The 18660-nt window shown below is 40.8% G+C and carries 15 protein-coding genes and 1 pseudogene; 4 read left to right on the forward strand and 12 right to left on the reverse strand.

What is annotated here, in order from left to right; translation table 11 throughout:
* Positions 1 to 11 precede the first annotated feature (11 nt).
* From ACQKMH_RS10545 to ACQKMH_RS10585, 9 genes and pseudogenes are all read right to left on the reverse strand, one after another.
* Positions 12 to 1649, reverse strand: coding sequence for an AMP-binding protein (locus ACQKMH_RS10545; protein WP_427587571.1), 1638 nt, complete (start codon positions 1647 to 1649; stop codon positions 12 to 14).
* 120 nt (positions 1650 to 1769) lie between these two features.
* Entirely contained in the window at positions 1770 to 2912 is a 1143-nt protein-coding gene (locus ACQKMH_RS10550) for an acyl-CoA dehydrogenase family protein (RefSeq protein WP_427587330.1), read from the reverse strand.
* Positions 2913 to 2985: 73 nt separating this feature from the next.
* Positions 2986 to 3645 (reverse strand): TetR/AcrR family transcriptional regulator, encoded by a 660-nt coding sequence (locus ACQKMH_RS10555; RefSeq protein ID WP_427587572.1) that lies wholly within the window; start codon positions 3643 to 3645, stop codon positions 2986 to 2988.
* 176 nt (positions 3646 to 3821) lie between these two features.
* The gene (locus ACQKMH_RS10560; protein WP_427587331.1) at positions 3822 to 4583 is read right to left on the reverse strand and encodes a hypothetical protein; all 762 of its coding nucleotides are present in this window, start codon (positions 4581 to 4583) and stop codon (positions 3822 to 3824) included.
* A gap of 28 nt (positions 4584 to 4611) precedes the next feature.
* Complete coding sequence (locus tag ACQKMH_RS10565; protein ID WP_427587332.1) at positions 4612 to 5658, reverse strand: cytochrome d ubiquinol oxidase subunit II; 1047 nt, start codon at positions 5656 to 5658, stop codon at positions 4612 to 4614.
* Positions 5659 to 5673: 15 nt separating this feature from the next.
* Entirely contained in the window at positions 5674 to 7035 is a 1362-nt protein-coding gene (locus tag ACQKMH_RS10570; RefSeq protein WP_427587333.1) for a cytochrome ubiquinol oxidase subunit I, read from the reverse strand.
* Positions 7036 to 7528: 493 nt separating this feature from the next.
* Complete coding sequence (locus tag ACQKMH_RS10575) at positions 7529 to 7678, reverse strand: hypothetical protein (RefSeq protein ID WP_427587334.1); 150 nt, start codon at positions 7676 to 7678, stop codon at positions 7529 to 7531.
* A gap of 200 nt (positions 7679 to 7878) precedes the next feature.
* A pseudogene (locus tag ACQKMH_RS10580) lies at positions 7879 to 8088 on the reverse strand (Glu/Leu/Phe/Val dehydrogenase dimerization domain-containing protein); the annotation flags it as partial.
* Between the two features lie 193 nt (positions 8089 to 8281).
* Entirely contained in the window at positions 8282 to 8788 is a 507-nt protein-coding gene (locus ACQKMH_RS10585) for an acyl-CoA thioesterase (protein ID WP_427587573.1), read from the reverse strand.
* A gap of 473 nt (positions 8789 to 9261) precedes the next feature.
* Here ACQKMH_RS10585 and ACQKMH_RS10590 point away from each other — a divergent pair, with 473 nt between their 5' ends.
* Positions 9262 to 10713 (forward strand): flavin monoamine oxidase family protein, encoded by a 1452-nt coding sequence (locus tag ACQKMH_RS10590; protein WP_427587574.1) that lies wholly within the window; start codon positions 9262 to 9264, stop codon positions 10711 to 10713.
* Positions 10714 to 10809: 96 nt separating this feature from the next.
* Here ACQKMH_RS10590 and ACQKMH_RS10595 read toward each other — a convergent pair whose 3' ends face one another.
* A complete protein-coding gene (locus ACQKMH_RS10595; protein ID WP_427587336.1) occupies positions 10810 to 11007 on the reverse strand; it encodes a hypothetical protein in 198 nt (65 codons plus the stop codon).
* A 217-nt stretch (positions 11008 to 11224) separates the two neighbouring features.
* On the opposite strand from ACQKMH_RS10595, the gene ACQKMH_RS10600 reads away from it, so the two are divergent.
* Genes ACQKMH_RS10600 through ACQKMH_RS10610 form a run of 3 tightly spaced genes read left to right on the forward strand, consistent with a single transcriptional unit; the run spans position 11225 to position 14895 of the window.
* Complete coding sequence (locus tag ACQKMH_RS10600) at positions 11225 to 12703, forward strand: spore germination protein (RefSeq protein WP_427587575.1); 1479 nt, start codon at positions 11225 to 11227, stop codon at positions 12701 to 12703.
* A gap of 18 nt (positions 12704 to 12721) precedes the next feature.
* A complete protein-coding gene (locus tag ACQKMH_RS10605; RefSeq protein WP_427587337.1) occupies positions 12722 to 13813 on the forward strand; it encodes a GerAB/ArcD/ProY family transporter in 1092 nt (363 codons plus the stop codon).
* Positions 13810 to 14895 carry a Ger(x)C family spore germination protein gene (locus ACQKMH_RS10610; protein ID WP_427587338.1) on the forward strand — a complete coding sequence of 362 codons (1086 nt, stop codon included), beginning with the start codon at positions 13810 to 13812 and terminating at the stop codon, positions 14893 to 14895. Before ACQKMH_RS10605 ends, ACQKMH_RS10610 begins: the two co-directional genes overlap by 4 nt.
* Positions 14896 to 14937: 42 nt before the next feature.
* On the opposite strand, the gene cysI is transcribed toward ACQKMH_RS10610, so the two are convergent.
* Together cysI and ACQKMH_RS10620 are read right to left on the reverse strand one after the other, a co-directional pair.
* Positions 14938 to 16656 (reverse strand): assimilatory sulfite reductase (NADPH) hemoprotein subunit, encoded by a 1719-nt coding sequence (gene cysI, locus ACQKMH_RS10615; RefSeq protein WP_427587339.1) that lies wholly within the window; start codon positions 16654 to 16656, stop codon positions 14938 to 14940.
* Between the two features lie 27 nt (positions 16657 to 16683).
* Entirely contained in the window at positions 16684 to 18498 is a 1815-nt protein-coding gene (locus ACQKMH_RS10620; RefSeq protein ID WP_427587340.1) for an assimilatory sulfite reductase (NADPH) flavoprotein subunit, read from the reverse strand.
* Positions 18499 to 18660: the final 162 nt, after the last annotated feature.

Raw genomic sequence — 18660 nt, forward strand, 5'->3', positions numbered from 1 at the left:
CGATATCCTCCTTATTTAGTACGTTCCGTCAGTAGGTCAAGCGTTTGTTCCCGCAGCTTATACTTTTGAATTTTTCCGGATGCCGTCATTGGATAAGCATCGGTAAATCGAATGTATCGGGGAATTTTATGAAAAGATATTTTCCCTCTGCAATACTCTATCAATTCTTTATCCGTCAGGGTTTCTCCTGCTTTCAATATGATCCATGCCGCTACCACTTCCCCATACTTCTGATCTGGAACCCCAAGTACCTGGACATCGAGAATTGCAGGATGCTGATAGAGGAATTCTTCTATTTCGCGCGGATAAATGTTTTCCCCTCCACGTATGATCATATCTTTCAGCCGGCCTGTAATCTTGCAATAGCCATTTTCATCCATCACGGCCAAATCTCCCGTGTGAAGCCAGCCTTCAGGATCGATCGCCTGCTCCGTAGCTTCCGGGTTATTATAATATCCCTTCATTACATGGTAACCTCTTGAACAGAGTTCCCCCTGTTTGCCGCGCGGAACTTCTTCTCCAGTAGCTGGGTCTATAATTTTCACTTCCACCTTCGGCAGTGCCCTTCCCACTGAGGAAACCCGAAGCTCGATCGGGTCATCCGTTCTAGTCATCGTAATTCCCGGAGAAGATTCGGTTTGACCATAAGTAATCGTAATTTCAGAGATTCCCATTTTATTCACCACGCTTTTCATGACTTCGATCGGACATGTGGAGCCTGCCATGATTCCCGTCCTCAATGACCGTGTATCATATTGGTCGAAGTCATCGAGATTAAGTTCTGCGATGAACATCGTCGGTACACCATGTAACGCCGTACATCTTTCTGTTTCAACGGCCTGAAGGACAGTACGAGGATTAAATTCCACGATGGGCACCATTGTGGCCCCAACGGAAACAGAGGCCATCGTACCAAGGGAACAGCCGAAACAATGAAACATGGGAACGGGTATGCAAAGCCGATCATCCTTCGTAAGCTTCATGCATTCAGCGACGTTCAATCCGTTGTTGACCAAGTTGGAATGAGTCAACATCACTCCTTTTGGAAATCCTGTCGTCCCTGATGTGTATTGCATATTAATCACATCATCGGAAGCTAATTCCCCCATCCTCATGTCCAATGACTCCTCCGAAACGAATGCGCTCCCGCTAATGACTTCATCCCACGAAAACGTGCCCGGGTAACTTGTTTTGCCTAAAACGATGATATTTTTCAATTTTGGTAGTTTCTCAGATTGTAATTTTCCAGGTTTTGCAGTTTTCAATTCAGGGACAATTTCATACAGCGTATCTATATAGGAATGATCCTTGTATTGTTCCATCAAGATGATCGTCGTCGAATCCGACTGCTTAAGCAGATATTCCAGTTCAATTGAACGGTAATTCGTATTGACCGTAACCAGCACCCCGCCCATTTTCGCGGTTGAAAATTGAGATATAAGCCATTCAGGTTTATTGGACGCCCAAATAGCGATATGTTCCCCTTTTTTAATATCAAGTGACATGAACCCCCGGGCCGCCTGTCGGCAAATCCTTTCAAATTCGCTGTACGTATGGCGAAGTCCAAGCTCATGGTAAACCACCGCTTCATTATCACCGTATTGTTCAGCAGTCTTTTCAAGCAGTTTTCCGATCGTAACATCTAGCAAATCAGACATCAAACTCCTCCTATCAAATAAAAGTAAGAATGAACGCTTTTTGCTGTATAGATAACATCTGCTTTTCCCCTAAATGAACCATGCATTTTTGTTCATTTGCGCTCCAAAAGATTAACAGCCTAATTGTCTGGCGATCACGATTCTTTGAATCTCGGATGTGCCTTCCCCAATTTCCAATAACTTCGCATCTCTTAAATAGCGTTCCACTTCATATTCCCGCATATAACCAGAACCGCCATGTATTTGAATCGCTTGATTGCTTGCCCGGAACGCGGTCTCACTTGCAAAAAGCTTGGCGTATGCCGCTTCCTTAGCAAAGGGCTTTTTATTGTCTTTTAACCAGGCAGCCTTATATACCATATTCCTTGCCAATTCAATTTCCATGGCCATGTCAGCAAGCTTGAATTGAATCGCCTGGAAACTTGAAATGGATTTACCAAATTGAACGCGCTCTTTTGAAAAAGCCAAGGCCTTATCAAAGGCTGCTTGTGCAATGCCGACGGCCAAAGCGGCAATTGAAATCCTCCCTCCATCCAACGTGAATAAAAACTGTTTGAATCCTTTGTCTGGATCACCCAATAAATTTTCCTTTGGCACTCGGACATTATCAAGGATGATTTCACACGTATTGGAAGCGCGAACGCCCATTTTTTCATAATTGCTATTGATGGTCAGCCCTTTGGTATCCGTTGGCACGATGAATGCCGAGATGATGTTTTTGCCATTGGAATCTTTGCCCGATACAGCAGTAACGGTGATGGTTCTTGAATAGCTGGCATTGGTTATCCATGTTTTCTCACCATTTATCACATATTCATCACCTTCTAATACCGCACTCGTTTTCGTACCGCCCGCATCCGAACCCGCATTAGGCTCTGTCAATCCGAAAGCTGCCAGAGTTTCACCGGTCGTGATGGGAACCAAATATTTTTGTTTCTGTTCCTCGGTTCCGAAATAGTAAATGGGACTTGCTCCGAGCGAAACCGCTGCTGCATAGCTTAAGCCTGTTCCTCCGCAAGCCTTGCCAACCTCTTCAACGGCAATCGCATACGATATCGTATCCCCTCCAGAACCGCCATATTCTTCAGGGAACGGAATTCCAAGCAATCCGAGTTTCCCCATTTTTTTGAATACATCCTCCGCAAACATCGACTTTGCATCTAACTCTATCGCAATCGGTTTAATTTCCTTTTCGGCAAATTCCTTGACCATTTCCTTAATCATCTGCTGTTCTTTTGTAAGTGAAAAATCCATATGTTCATTCCCCTTTCTATTGAGACCGACTAGTTGGTCTGTACAAATCAAGTTTTACTGTTTAATCCACAGCTTATTGGTTCTTCAGTAAAAATGGCTGGGTGATTTCCTCTTCTTTTTGTTTATCTGTCAATAGGGCATTCAGAATTAAATCTACGTATATATCACCGATTTCATCGATCGTTTTTCCACCGTCCCTTTTGTACCATTTGTAGGACCAGTTCACCATGCCCAGAATGGACATTCCGGTAATTTCCACCGGCAATTCGCTGCGGAATACTCCCTTGTCAATCCCTTCTTGGATGACGGAAAAGATTATTTCTTTATACATCTGACGCTTTTTTTTGATGTCTTCAACATAAGGTGGTTTTAAGTATATGCTTTCTTGATAGAAAACTGAGATGTGTGGTTTATAGAGGTCAAAAACTTTAACGAATGATTGAATGATCTTTTGCATTTTTTCTGTCGGATGGGTACTTTCTGAAATGGCTTCCTGTGCTTTAATTAAAACATATGAAATAAAGTAATCATGGATGACAAATAAGAGTTCATCTTTGGAAGAGAAATGGTGATAAAAACCACCTTTGCTAGTTCCGCATGCCTTAACGATTTCGTTAACGGAGACACCATGAAAACCATGCTGATCGAAGAGCGTCAACGATGTTTCAATTATTTTTTCTTTTAACTCCGTAAGACTGCACCCCCTTTTGTATCCGCTTACATTTAACAACATAAAGAGTGTGGCTATGTAGTTAACTGGATTCATTTAGATTTTACCAAATATTTAAAAATTGTCAATTTTTAAATACAAAAGAAAACAGCCCCCATGAACAAGAGCTGTCATCAATAAAACGGAGGGATAGGCAATGAGTCAAAATAGAGTCCTATCCTTTTTACCATACACATTGCCTATTCATTCTTTTTTGCCTTGACTGGCATGACCTTGGCTTTTACTAACTTCCAGCCCTTGTCATAAGTCCATACCGATTTAATCTCCAATATCGGCTCACGTTCATCGGATCCTTTTACATGTTGGATCCCCATGAGCCCCTTTCCTTTGCCCAAAACGGACTTGAGGTCAAGCGACGAGTATGGATCAACCAAAAGCTCGGTTGGTTCATTTAGCTTTCCATCGTGGTAAATGCCCAATTCATCATACGTTTGTTTTCTAGAACTGACATCTATCACCACAGGATTTTGTCCTTCAATAATGATTTCTGCTTTGTAACCGTCAAGAAATTGGGCCATTACAGGGACCGATGGCGGTACTTCCAGTTCCTGCACTTTCCCTTCTTTGAACGTATAGGCGTAACTGGTAATCAAACGATCCTTGCCTGCCATCAAAACCGTGACCAATACGTCCTGAATCCCATCCTTATTCAAGTCCGCAACCTTTATATCAGGATTATACCCTGCATCCAGCGGGACCCTGATTGTATGGCGATTGCTTTCAACGCTCAATTCAATTTTTTTCAGAAACTTGCTTCCTTTCTCATATGGCAGTCCTTGGACCTGGATGATATCTATTTTCTGGTCACCTGTTACATCTCTTTTGGTGGAAATATATGTGCCATCGACTTGAAAATTTTTATCATGTGCCTCAACTGCTTGATAGCTCAAAAAGAGTGAGATGACTAAAACCGCATATTTTAGCAGATCTAACTTTTTCATAATGATAACCTCTCTTTTCCAAGATGGACTAATTTGTCATTTGCCGCCGTTTGAACTTTCGACGCTGATCTTTCATGAAGATGGACCAGAAATAATAGAAACCAGGAACTAATATCGCAAAACCGACGATATATGTGGCAAAAACGGCCCGGAATGATGTCGGGTCGGTAAACCCTGAAAGGATCGTGACATTTGGATAAATGATATAGGGTAAATGAGCAAGTCCATAAACATAGCTGCCGATTAAATACTGAATGATGATCGCGATTACGGCAAGGCGAGGCATTCCTTTGACTTCACGCTTAGAAAAATAGGGAAGATACAAAGCTATCCCGCTAATGATAAAAAAGATTAGCGAAACGAGTAACAATGCTGAGTTTTTCATCATCCCATCATAAAGCCAATTCGCTTCATTTTTTAATGTGAACATCACCATCAGTGCCATGACTAACATGAGCGGTCCGGTTATCATCGCATCCCTGCGGTATATTTTGTATGCTTTCATTTCATCAGCCTGTTTGGAGTAATCAGATAGAAGCAATGATGATAAAAAAAGCGTGCTCATAATTCCAAACCCCACAAATGCATACTCATTAGGACTCATGAATAGTTTAGAAAGATTCAATTCTTCATTTCCTCTCACGCCTTCGACAAATCCAAGGTGTGTGATTGGCAATACGCTGATTAATAGCCCGGGTATGATCAATCCCGTTAATCCTGATATATACGTTAGCACTTTTTCATATTTATCTACGCTATGTGAAAAAACCAAGAACGCACTCCTAATACAAAGAAGCACCAAAATAAGGCTCGCTGGAACGATCAAGGCTACTCCAATCGGAAAAACTGCACCTGGAAATAAACTATAAATCGCAATAACAAGACCAACGACAAAGGTATTAGTCACTTCCCACGTTGGTGATAAATAGCTGTTCGCTATCTTCGTAGCATTCGTTTCTTCCTTCTTAATGTAAGTCATGGCCCAGAAGCCAGCGCCAAAATCCATAGAAGCCATGATGGCATAAAGAAAAATAAAGCCCCAGACCAGTGTTATTGCAAGAAGAGCATCACTCATTGACCTTCCCCCCTTTTATGAGTTCGAATCGAAAAGCCTCACATCTTTCTGTTCGGCTTTATAAATATCATCCATCACAGAATGACGTTTAAAATAATATAAAAGTGTAAACACGACAGATACGCATAAAATGATATAGACAAGAATGAACATCGTGAATAAAAAACCAAGATTCTCATACGAAGTTACTGAATCCGCTGTGGTAAGCATCCTGTATATCGTCCATGGCTGCCTGCCTGTACAAGCAAAAATCCAACCGCATTCAATCGATATCACCGAAAGCGGACCTGCAGCAACAAACAGCCAGAGAACCCATCTCGGGTACGACTCCTTCTTCAGCCACTTATTCCATACCAATGCAAACAAGGCTAATGCAATTAAGCCTGAACCAATGATGACCATGGCGTTGAATAAGATATGGACATAAAGCGGCGGCCAATACTCTTCTGGAAAATCATTCAAACCGGTTACGACCGTATCGAAACTGTTACCTGATAAGAAGCTTAAAACCCATGGAAATTCAATCCCATACTTCACTTCCTGGGCTTCCCTATCTGTATAACCGAATAATGTAAGACCTGCATGATCCTTCGTTTCGAACAAGCCTTCAGCGGCCGCCAATTTCTCGGGCTGTTCCCTATATAAATGCTGGGTTGTCGCATGGCCGTTGAGTGCCGTCAAAAAAGAAAAAACCAAACCTAAAACGATACTGAGCTTCAGTGCTTTTTGGTGAAAATTATATTCAGTAGTGCCATATTTGTTCTTTAACATCTTATAGGCTGCAACTGCCGCTACGACAAATGCGCCTGTGGTATAAGCAGTCAGTGCCGTATGTCCTGCTGTCACTAAGAAGCTAGGATTAAAAAATGCCGCCCAAGGATCTACATCGACTATTTCCCCATTTTCAAACCGGAAACCAGCAGGTGTCCCCTCGAAAGCATGGACATTTGATATCAATACAGCTGAAGCCATCGCTCCGAATGCAACAAAAAATAAACTCACGATACGTGCCCATGGCTTGATTTTTTCAGCAGCGTACACGTAGATGGACATGAACAATGCTTCAACCATGAATGCATAAATCTCGATTTGGAACGGGAGCGCCATGACACGTCCAATCACTTCCATGAATCCAGGCCATAATAGGGACAGTTGCACACCTGCAATCGTACCAGTCGGGATTCCGACCCCCAGTAACACTCCTAATGTTTTGGTCCAGCGTTTGGCCATGACCACATACTGTAAATCCTTTGTCCTTTGATACATCAATTCCGCGGCCAACATCATCATGGGCAACCCGACGCCAATCGTTGCAAATATGATATGTACGGCCATATTCGTCCCGAACATCGCACGGGCCATTTGTATATGATCCATACTTTCTTCCTTTCTAAGCTTTGTCTCTTGGTAGTATCTCCGCGGGAAAGGAAAATATTTAATAATATTCCACAATCTAAGTTTTCATAGGTTTTACAGAAGGTCAGAATTTTATTTAATGATTTTTTTGGATGTTTGTTTATTGAATATTCTATCGAGGTTATTATTAAGATATATTTACTTCGGTTGATCGCTTCTTAACCGAGTGTATTCATGTATGCTTTGAAATCAAGGTTTCACTCAATACAGCGGCCGCCCCATTCCCGACCATCTCAAGACATATTGTAACCGCCAAAAGGTGCCGTCAAGTTGATGATAGCTACTCCGCTTCCATCAATACACTTGTCCGGCCCGTATACGATAAACTGAAAGTACCTTCTTATTTCCCCGTCAAGGCTGCCAATTAATACGGTGTGCCGTTTGCAATCTTAATTGCTTCCTTGACACTGTCAAACTACATCGTAACGAAGACCGGACGAAAGTTTCCTTCTTGTTAGATCGTCATTTCGTTCTTAACATCAGCAAAAATAGTAGATTTCACATAGAAGTCTCCGTCCAAACCTTTTGGCTTGCCTGAACCAACAGCGATAACTTTCGCACCTTCCTCAATACTTTGTTGAAGAATTCTTGATTCTTGTACCACTGCTGCTAAACACCATTGATAACACTAGGAGTTGAATCGAGGATTGCCGCGAATTCTTCAAAATTCTCTAAAGAACTGTTTATTCAGTTTATATTTCCTTCACATTAAAATACACACATACCCTACAATATTGTAGTCTATGTGTGTATTGCGGCCAGCATTGACTATTGTCCAATTTCAAGAATAATTTTCCTTTAAACGCCTTTTTCTCTACCAAAAGGAAGATCAAAAAACCCACATTTTAAACTCATCCACATGGATAAAGCAGTCACTTCTGGATGAAAACGAACTCGTCCCTTTATAGGCCCAACTATTTCATTTTGTTGAGAACGACAGCCAGTGAAAACTGTTACTGAACCATCATCATCACCCATTCGAACAAGAATTCGTACAGGAAGGATTCGAAAAGGTTATTTCAGTAACCGTACATTTCAATGTCATATCCTAACTTTTAAATTACTTTTTTAAAATTAGACTAGGTTGAACTTAGCAAATTTAATATTTCACTTTGCCTATTGTCCGGTTTTTCAACTTGATCGATATGGATAAGGACTGCCTCTTGCCTTCTTTGCACCTCATAGGTTAGAAGTTTCAATATGAAAGTTAAGGATAATCTACATTTAAAAACGTAGCCACATCTTTGCTTTTTTGTTTTCTCTGATTCCGCATCCTTGCTCGATCTAATGCCGTTTCATGTAATTTTTTTTCTTCCTCTGTCTCCGGTATAACTTTTGGAACACGTGTTGGACGTTTATGTTCATCAAGTGCAACAAATGTTAATAGAGCAGTCGCTGCAATTCTGCGTTCACTGCTTTTTAAATCTTCAGCAATAATTTTCACAAATACCTCCATTGAAGATGTCCCTGTCCATGCGACATAAGATATAAAACAAACTGAATCTGTTGTCCGAATGGGATGTAAAAAGTCAACTGAATCTGTTGAAGCAGTTACACATTCGCTTCGACTATGACGTGCTGCAGAAATCGACGCTACTTGATCGACGTCACTCATTAATCGGCCGCCAAATAATGTATTATGATTGTTCACATCATTTGGGAATATACGACTTGTTCTTATCACCCTTGATTCTCTGCAATATTTTGCTTCAATAAACCCGTCCTCCTAAAACATGGGACCCGAAATCACCTATGTAAACTTTTATATAGTTATATTATGATAAAATTTTGAACTTTTTATCCTTAAAACACTATCAAAAGACAAAGATTGAAAATACATTATTGAAATTCGAAACAATGAATTTAATCATTTTTGAAAAACTTCCTTGCAACGCTTGATGCCACAGGTATTTAATATCCACTTTCTTTATAGCTTGATCATCTTTTAACCACGAATCAGATTATTCATTTCCTGCACTTTTAAATTATCTAATAACTGAGTATTCCACATAAAGGATAAACATAGTGGAATATGATAGCCATAATCAATCATGACAATTTATTGAAGATCCTTCATAAATGGAGACCCATTAGGAATATGATAGCGTAAATCCCAAATAGGAAAGTGTAACCCAGAGAGGAGAAAACACTTTGTCCTTTTTCAGAAATTCGCTTTCACCCGATCAAATGCTGACTGCGATCAGATACGGCCTTGGACCTTCCCAAATCCCAAAAAAAATCATAATCATTGGTGCCGGCATGTCTGGGTTGGTTGCAGCATCCCTTTTAAAACAAGCGGGGCACGATGTAACGATATTGGAAGCAACCGGGAGGGTCGGAGGACGTGTATTGACCATACGGGAGCCATTTTCAGAAGGTTCCTACCTTGAAGCCGGTGCCATGCGCATTCCGAATTATCATTACTTAGTGGCTGAATATATCAAGAAGTATGGTTTACGAGTCAACACTTTTGTGAACACCACTCCTAATGATCCCATTTATGCCAATGGAATCAAGACGACCGCTGCCATCTATCAACGGAACCCGGATATACTGAGGTACCCTGTAGCTCCCCATGAAAGAGGAAAAACAGCTGAGGAATTACTCAACATGGCAATTAAGCCTGTAACTGACTTTATCAATCAAGACCCCATTAATAATTGGAAGATCGTCGTTAATGAATTTGACAAATACTCCATGAGTTTCTTTTTGCAGTACAATCCAGTAGGGGTGAGCCTATCATCCGGCGCGCTTGAAAGCATTAAAGTTTTATTGGGTATAGAAGGATTCCCTGAACTTTCTTTTCCTGCCTTACTTCGGGAGCTAATGCCAATCTTTAATCCAGAGACAAATTTTTACTCAATCGAAGGAGGCAACGACAGGCTTCCATATGCTTTTCTACCTGAATTGAAGGATAATCTAAACTTCAGATATGAAGTGACAAAGATCATTCAACATGATAATCAAGTAACCATCCATTCCAAACATACTCAAAGCAGAAGACCCTTAACGGTCACCGGTGACCTTGCCATTGTGACTATCCCTCTTCAATTGCTGCAATTTATAGATATTGAACCCCGGAATTCCTTTTCCCATAATAAGTGGAAGGCAATAAGAGAACTTCATTATGCTGCGTCCACAAAAATTGGACTTCAGTTCACACATAGGTTTTGGGAAAAGGAAGGAATCTTCGGAGGTAAATTGACGACCGATTTACCCATTAGATTTTCTTATTACCCCAGCCAAACGAGCAACCAGAGTGAATCTGGTCTCATCTTAGCAAGTTATACATGGGAAGATGATGCCACTTTATGGGATATACTTCCAGAAAATGATCGTTTACAACACGCGTTGAAAAATTTGGCAAAGGTCCATGGAAAACAAGTGTATGATCACTTTTTATCAGGAGCTTCTTATAGCTGGACACTGAATCAGTATGCATTTGGCGCTTTCTCCATGTTTAAACCTGGTCAGGAAACGGACCTGTTTCCATACATCCCAACCCCTGAAGGAAGGGTCCACTTCGCTGGCGAGCATACTTCAACTGTACCAGCATGGATTGAAGGAGCCATTCAATCCGGAATCGCGGTTGCACATGAAGTGACGAATCTTCCTAAAACATTCGATGTGCCCTTATAAATGAAGGGACTTCCCCTTATTTGACCATGACTCAACTAAAGAGCACTTGACAAAAAAAACCTTCCCAATCGGAAGGTTTTTCATTCGTATGACCATTCACTTTATCCCTCCTTTTGAACCAAAGTCTCCGATCCTTATGTCCACTTCATAATTAATAACAGCTTTACTTAAACCGGTGGATTCATAACCGGGAATGAACACCTCTTTAAAAACTACATCATCTTGCATATCCATTAGGGATTTCAAATTTTCCTGTTTTTGATCCAATCTTTTATGCAAGGTCTTGGTTTGCATGGTGAACTTCTTTAATCAAAAGCGTTTTATTCTTACTATCCTCCTTTTTTCATCTTTATATTCGATGAAGGAAAACGAGATTAAAAATAACAACCCTATTCAAAAATGGTTAATATGTAATTTAATTGCAAATGATAGGATAATAAGCTTGAGGTTAGAGGTGACAACAGTGTTTAACCGCAGAAAGTTCAATAAAACAAACCAACAAAAAAACGATATAAATAACGAATTAACTAAAATTTCCGATGTAAGGGATCTATTTAATGCCCTTTCTTTATCTAATGATTTCATGAACCATCAAGGAACATATAATGGCGTAGGTTATTGGGTTTCTTTTTACCGCTCATTAATTGATGCGCAGGAGCTACACAAAAATGTTCTATCTGTCCTACCATCTTTGGAAACGATCAATTTGGAACAAATGAAAGATAGCATTCCAATAGAAGACACCCTCATCACCAGCACGAAGGTTGTGATTGAGGAAAGGATAATGCGAGGGGCAATTGCGATTCGATTAGATTCGAATCTTGATGAGTGTTTGTTGATAAATATTGCCGCCAGCCGTGGTCGACAAGTTGATAAACCCGAACTTGAATTTGGAATCATAAGTCCTCAAGAAGCTTTCGTCGAGGATATTGATATCAATCTGAACCTAATCAGAAAAAGGCTGCCCATACCAGAGTTGCAGGTGAATGAAACGACTGCGGGCACCTTAACTAAAACAAAGATCGCCGTTTTATCTATAGAAGGAATTGTTGATAAGAAAAATGTTGATACCGTTATGCAAAGGATCAAAGACGTAGATTTTGACGAAATATTGGATGGATCTCATCTCGCACAAATGCTTTATGATGATTCAAATACCATGTTTCCCCTTTTTCTATATACGGAAAGACCTGATCGCATCACAAGTGCATTAGCTGAAGGTAAAGTAGCTCTGATCGTAGATAGGTCCTCTTCCGTTTTAATTACCCCAACCATTTTCTTGGAGTACTTTATTACGATGGAAGATTATAATATGCCTTGGATTCCAGCATCGGCATTCCGTTTATTACGAATATTCGCGGTCGCTTTTTCCATATTTGCTACTCCCATTTATGTAGCCGTTCTGACTTATCATTATGAACTCATTCCAAAAGACCTTTTGGAAACAATTGTAACATCAAGGAACTTGATTCCTTTTCAGCCATTGATTGAAGCGCTATTTTTAGAAATTTCCATTGAGTTATTACGTGAAGCAGCCGCCAGGCTGCCAACGAAAGTTGGTCAGACATTAGGTATTGTCGGCGGTATCGTTATCGGACAAGCTGCTGTTGTAGCAGGCCTGACCAGTAATATCTTGTTGATCATCGTTGCCCTATCGGCACTGGCATCATTTGTAACGCCTATTTATAAAATGGGCAATGCCATTCGGTTACTTCGGTTCCCCTTTTTATTGGGGGCTCAAGTTTGGGGGCTTCTTGGAATTTCCATATTGTCAGTTTTTTTGATGACACATCTTATCAAGCTAACTTCGATGGGACACCCATACCTGGAGCCCATATATCCCTTCCGCATGAAAGATTGGAAAGACAGCTTTGTTCGGCTTCCGATTAATCTTTTTAAGTCGCGACCTGTAAATTTACGCACACAAAATACAGAAAGACAGGCACAGACCAAAAAATCACCAAACAAAAAAAATGATTTTAATGAATGACTTGAATGAGGGTCCTATATGAACCAAGCAGGTGTTAATGAAAAATATAAGGTTTCACCGTTCTATGTGTTTTTTTTAGTGCATTCGATGCAAACAGGAATAGGTGTGTTGAGTTTTCAAAGAGTTTTAGCGAAGTCAACGGGGACGGATGGCTGGATGTCGATACTCCTAGCCGGACTGATCGTTCATATTTTCATTTGGATTATCTATAAAATCTTCAGTATTGTACCTGGTGATATCATTTCAGCCAATAAGCAAGCATTCGGTAAATGGATTGGGAATTTCTTCAGTCTATTATTCGTTTTTTACTTTTTGATTCTTGGGATGACTGTCATGATCAGCTATATAAATATCATACATGTATGGATGTTTGAAGAGGTAGGTTCTTGGGCTTTTTCTTTGGCTTTCTTGATTCTGATTTACTATATAAATACGGGAGGGTTCCGGACGATTACGGGGATTACCTTTTTAAGCAATATATTAACATACTGGCTTTTATTTGTTCTTTTTTATGCCTTGAAATATTCTGAGTTCACCAATTTGCTTCCTATGTTCACCCACAGCCTATTGGATATTATGAAAGGAACTAGAGAAACTTCCTTAACTCTGATTGGCTTTGAGTTGATCCTGATGTTTTATCCGTTCATCAAAGATGCAGAAACTTCTCAAAAATATGCTCACGCCGGAGCTTTTATGACAACGTTAATAACCGTGTTCGTTTATGTAGTTTCACTGGTCTTTTATTCACAAAAACAGTTGGTCTTAAATATATGGCCTACACTGACAATGACCAGCATTGTCGAATTGCCCTTTATTCAACGGTTTGAATATATAGATATTTCATGGTGGGCCATAGTTATCATTCCAAACATGACCATTTCCTTGTGGGCTGCCAGCAGGGGTATCAAGCGCTTATTCAATGTCCAGCAAAAGTATCCGTTATGGGGGATATCGATTTTTATTCTCCTTATCAATATTTTTGTTTTTGATATCGATTCCATTTATGTATTGAATAAAATAATCAACCCATATGGGGTGCTTTTCATTTTTGTATACTTACCTCTTTTATTGGTCATCATCTATATAAAGAAAATGAGGAATCGTTTATGAGAAAATTACTTCCTGCTATCTTGGCTCTTTCCCTTCTTTGCAGCTGTGCACAGCCAAGAGTGGTTGACGAGGTTAATATGTCCCAAGCCATTGGCTACGATTTAATCAAGGATGATATGATCGAAGGAATATTCGTCATCCCCATTTTCCAACAAGATACGATGGGTAAATATCAAATCTTAAGCGGAAAATCCACGACGGCGAGTGATGTCCAGGCTGTCGTTTCCAAAAAAGCGGATAAGCCGGTGTTGCTGGGACAGACTCGCATCATTTTGTTCAGTGAGGAAATCGTTCATAAAATCGGAATTACAGAACTGACCGATTATCTTTATCGTGATCCCCAACTTGGCAACCGGATTATCTTGGGCATCGTCGAAGGAAAGGTAAAGGACGTCATTAATACGAAACCACCAAATTCGAATGTGAATATTGGAATTTTTTTATCGGATTTAATTAAACAACAAAATATAACCGGGAACGGACCGGATACAAACCTTCACCTTTTTTTAAGACATTCTTTAGAAAGTGGAGGTGATTCGTATCTTCCTATCATAATAAAACGTGGTAATCATGTAGCTGTTTCCGGTAATGCCTTGTTTCATGAAAATAAGATGGTCAGTAAAGTGAAAACTGGAGATATGTTTGTTTTCAAGACTTTAGTTCAATTTCACAGACGGGGAATTTACAAATTCAAATTAAAAGACAAGAAAAAAAGCTATATTGTAGTGGAAAGTATCCGAAGCGGATCAAATTATAATATATCCGACTCAGAGAGTCAGCCCTCCATTACGATTAACATCAAAATTAATGGTCAAATCAAGGAATCAATGAGGAGTGATGACCTTACTAATAGAGAGATGGTTAAAAAGATAGAACACGATATGGAAGATGATTTAAGCAGACAGGCAAACCGCCTTATTGCAGAATTTCAGAAAAAAAACATTGACCCCATTGGCTTAAAGGAAAAATACCGCGCCAAAAATAAAAAAATGACCTATGAACAATGGAAAAAGATATATCCCACGATGGACATTAAAGTAAAAACTAAAGTTAACATTATTCAAACTGGCGTATCGGAATGAAAAGAGAGGCAGGAATGCATTCCTGCCTCTCTTTCGTTTTAGTCAATCATGAAAATTCGTTCCGTCCGTCACTTCTTTTACGATGCCTGCCTTGATGACAAAGTCTCCGAAATGCTCTCCTTCCTGCCGTTCTTTCGCATAACGGGAAAGAAGTACACGCAACTCTTTTAAAATTTCTTCCTCACCAATGTTTTCACGGTACATTTTGCTTAGTCTGCTTCCATCGAATGCAGCACCGAGATACATATTATATTTCCCAGGTGCTTTACCGATAAAACCAATTTCTCCGAGTGCATGCCGGGCACAGCCATTCGGGCAACCCGTCATGCGGATCGTGATTTCTTCGTTCCGCAGTCCGTTTTCATCAACGATGGTCTCAATTTTATCAAGCAGAACCGGCAAATAACGCTCTGCTTCTGCCATTGCCAATCCGCATGTTGGAAGAGACACACATGCAATCGAGCTACGGCGGAGGGCTGAATGATGTGCACCATCCGTCAAACCGTATGTTTCAAGCAATTCTATGATCTTTTTCTTTTTCTGACTTGATACATCGGCAATGATCAGGTTTTGATTGGCGGTCAAACGGAAATCACCCGTATGGATTTTTGCGATTTCGCGCAAACCGGTCATCAGCTTATAATCATTGATATCGGCGATTCGGCCACCCTCGACAAATAATGTAAAATGCCATTTTCCTTGCATGCCTTTTACCCAGCCATAGCGGTCACCATTATTGTCAAAATGAAATGTTCTCGCTTCCTCCAGTTTCCATCCTAACCGATTTTCAAGTTCAGCCTTTACCGGTTCGAGCCCAAGCCTGTCAACCGTATACTTGAACCGTGCATTTTTCCTGACGGAGCGGTTTCCGTAATCACGCTGAATTGTAATGATCTTCTCAGCCACATCCACTATTTTGTCTGGCTGGCAAAATCCGATTACTTTGGCTAGCTGGGGATATGTCGCTTTATCACCGTGTGACATCCCCATACCGCCCCCGATCGCCACATTAAAACCAACGAGTTTTCCACTTTCAACAATTGCTATGAAGCCAAGATCCTGAGAGTAGACATCAATGTCATTGGATGGAGGAACCGCAATGCCTATTTTAAACTTCCTTGGCAAATAAAGTGGTCCATACATTGGTTCGACTTCTTCCAATTCAGGTGTTCCGACTACTTTTTCTTCATCAAGCCAGATTTCATGGTACGCCCTTGTTCGGGGCAATAAATAATCACTCAATTTTTTCGACCATTCATATACTTCAGAATGGATTTTGGATTGAAATGGAATCGAATTGCACATTACGTTCCGATTTACATCTCCGCATGCCGCGATGGTATCGAGCATGCACGCATGTATTTCCTGAATGGTTTTTTTCATATTCCATTTTAAAATACCGTGCATTTGAAACGTCTGTCTTGTCGTCAATTTCAAAGTGCCGTTGCCGTATTTCTGAGCGAGGTCATCCATAACAAGCCATTGAGATGGCTGTGCAACCCCACCTGGCATGCGGACACGCAGCATGAACTGATAGGCAGGCTCAAGTTTTTGTTTTTGGCGTTCATTTCGAAGATCCCTGTCATCCTGCAAATAGCTGCCGTGATGTTTCATTAATCGATTGTCATCATCTGGAATGCCGGCGCTGATTCGATCGAGCATCACTTCTCCCAGTGTACCTCGCAAATAATTGCTTTTTTCTTTTATTTGCTCAACATCACTAGGCGGGCCTTCCGGTGCTTTTAATAGTAGGTTCACCATGTTGTTATCTCCTTTTCAACCTTATTTTCAGTACACATCACGTTGATAGCGTTTATTCTGTTGCATTTCGTCTAGGTAAGCTTGCGCATCAGCATGGCTCATTTGACCTTCTTTTTCAATGATCTCAATAAGCGTATTATGGACGTCATGTGCCATATTTTTTTCGTCACCGCAAATGTATACCGCTGCTCCCTCTTGAAGCCATTCGTATAATTCCCTGCTCTGCTCCTGCATCCGGTGTTGTACATACACTTTTTCATCCGTGTCACGCGAAAAGGCAACATCCATTTTCGAAAGTACACCTGTTTTCAACCACTTTTGCCATTCAGTTTGATATAGGAAATCGGTCACGAAATGCTGATCGCCGAAAAAGAGCCATGTTTTACCTTTCCCATTCATTTCTTCCCGCTCCTGGATAAAGGATCTGAACGGAGCAATTCCTGTCCCAGGACCAACCATGATGATTGGAGTGTCTGGGTTCTTAGGCTGCTTGAAGTTCTGGTTATGCTGAATGTAAATAGGCAGCGTGTCCCCTTGCTGTATACCGTCGGCACATAAAATCGAGCAGACACCTTTTCTTTCCCGTCCGTGGCTTTCATATCTGAGAGCTCCGATTGTCAAATGCACTTCATCCGGATATGCGGATAAGCTATTCGCGATCGAATAAAGACGGGCTGGCATTTTTCGTAGGATGGAGACGAACTCTTGCGCCGATTCACCCCATGAACCAAAATCACGGACAAAATCAAGCAAATCACGGCCTTCACGATATTCTTTTAGTTTTTCTTCATTTCCAGGTGATAAAAGTGCCTTTAAATCTTCATTCCCTGAAAGCTGTGCTGCTTGCTCAAGGAGTGATTTTGTTAATACGGTTATTTCAAAATCGGAGATGAGCGATTCCCTAAATTTCCCAAGGTCGCCTTGCTTGTTGACCTTCACGACTTCTTCTGGATCCCAATTGAGTTCCTTTAGTAGCATATCCACTAAAACCTCATCATTCTGCGGATAAATACCAAGGCTGTCACCAGGTTCAAATGTTAGGCCAGAGCCTTCCAGTGATAATTCGAGATGGTGTGTCTCTTTGTTGGAGCCACGGCCGTTCAAGTTTATATTTTCCAGCACTTCCGCTTTAAACGGGTTCGTCCTGGAATACGTGTGATCATTTACTGGAGCTGCTGTTGCTGGAACGGCGGAAACTGTACTCCCTTGCTCCTCACTTAAGCTAAAAAGGACTCCTTCCAGCCATTCTGCAGCAGGCTCATCATAATCAAGGTCACAGTCCGTCCGCGGGAAAAGCCGTGTCCCGCCCAGTTCTTCCAAGCGCTTATCGAATTGTTTTCCCGTTTCACAGAAAAACTCATATGAGCTGTCCCCAAGCGCCAATACGGAAAAATGGAGATCTTCAAGACTTGGCGATCTTCTGCCATGAAGGAACTCATGGAATGACAACGCATTATCCGGTGGATCACCTTCTCCGTGCGTACTTACCACAATAAGAAGATTCTGAACTTTTTTCAAGTTGTTCACTTTATAGTCATTCATGGATGAAATGGTTACCTGATATCCATTACCCTCAAGTGTTCTTTTAGCATTATCAGCCAACCCCTGAGCATTTCCCGTCTGTGAACCGTAAAGGATGGTAACCTCTTTTGATATTGTCTTTTCGCTAGGTTGAGCTGCCAATACCTGTACGTCTGCTGTACCTGTATTGGAAACTGACAAAGTCGCGGTCAGAAAACCGCTCAGCCAAACTTTTTGTGTTTCAGTCAAGCTTGGAAGTAGCTTGTTAAGAAGCTCTGCCTGTTCATGATTAAAAGGACTGTTACTTACCTGAAGTTGCACGTTTTCCACCTCACAAAGGAATATAAACTTATCTTAGTTGATTCTTATGTATTACGAGTGGGTATAAACTTTTTCCCGATCTATGGAATTCATTAATTCGCTTACTCCTATAGACCAAGTTGGTTTTAACTGTAAAAAAATTTAGAAAATTCCGTTCGCTAA

Source organism: Peribacillus sp. NPDC097895 (genome assembly GCF_050277555.1).
In the GTDB taxonomy this organism is placed as follows: Bacteria; Bacillota; Bacilli; order Bacillales; family DSM-1321; genus Peribacillus.

Excerpts from the sequence above, each read along its gene's own strand:
- ACQKMH_RS10550 (WP_427587330.1), bottom strand. The coding sequence starts at position 2,912 with ATGGATTTTTCACTTACAAAAGAACAGCAGATGATTAAGGAAATGGTC.
- ACQKMH_RS10555 (WP_427587572.1), bottom strand. The coding sequence starts at position 3,645 with ATGTTGTTAAATGTAAGCGGATACAAAAGGGGGTGCAGTCTTACGGAG.
- ACQKMH_RS10560 (WP_427587331.1), bottom strand. The coding sequence starts at position 4,583 with ATGAAAAAGTTAGATCTGCTAAAATATGCGGTTTTAGTCATCTCACTC.
- ACQKMH_RS10565 (WP_427587332.1), bottom strand. The coding sequence starts at position 5,658 with ATGAGTGATGCTCTTCTTGCAATAACACTGGTCTGGGGCTTTATTTTT.
- ACQKMH_RS10570 (WP_427587333.1), bottom strand. The coding sequence starts at position 7,035 with ATGGATCATATACAAATGGCCCGTGCGATGTTCGGGACGAATATGGCC.
- ACQKMH_RS10590 (WP_427587574.1), top strand. The coding sequence starts at position 9,262 with ATGCTGACTGCGATCAGATACGGCCTTGGACCTTCCCAAATCCCAAAA.
- ACQKMH_RS10595 (WP_427587336.1), bottom strand. The coding sequence starts at position 11,007 with ATGCAAACCAAGACCTTGCATAAAAGATTGGATCAAAAACAGGAAAAT.
- ACQKMH_RS10605 (WP_427587337.1), top strand. The coding sequence starts at position 12,722 with ATGAACCAAGCAGGTGTTAATGAAAAATATAAGGTTTCACCGTTCTAT.
- ACQKMH_RS10610 (WP_427587338.1), top strand. The coding sequence starts at position 13,810 with ATGAGAAAATTACTTCCTGCTATCTTGGCTCTTTCCCTTCTTTGCAGC.
- cysI (WP_427587339.1), bottom strand. The coding sequence starts at position 16,656 with ATGGTGAACCTACTATTAAAAGCACCGGAAGGCCCGCCTAGTGATGTT.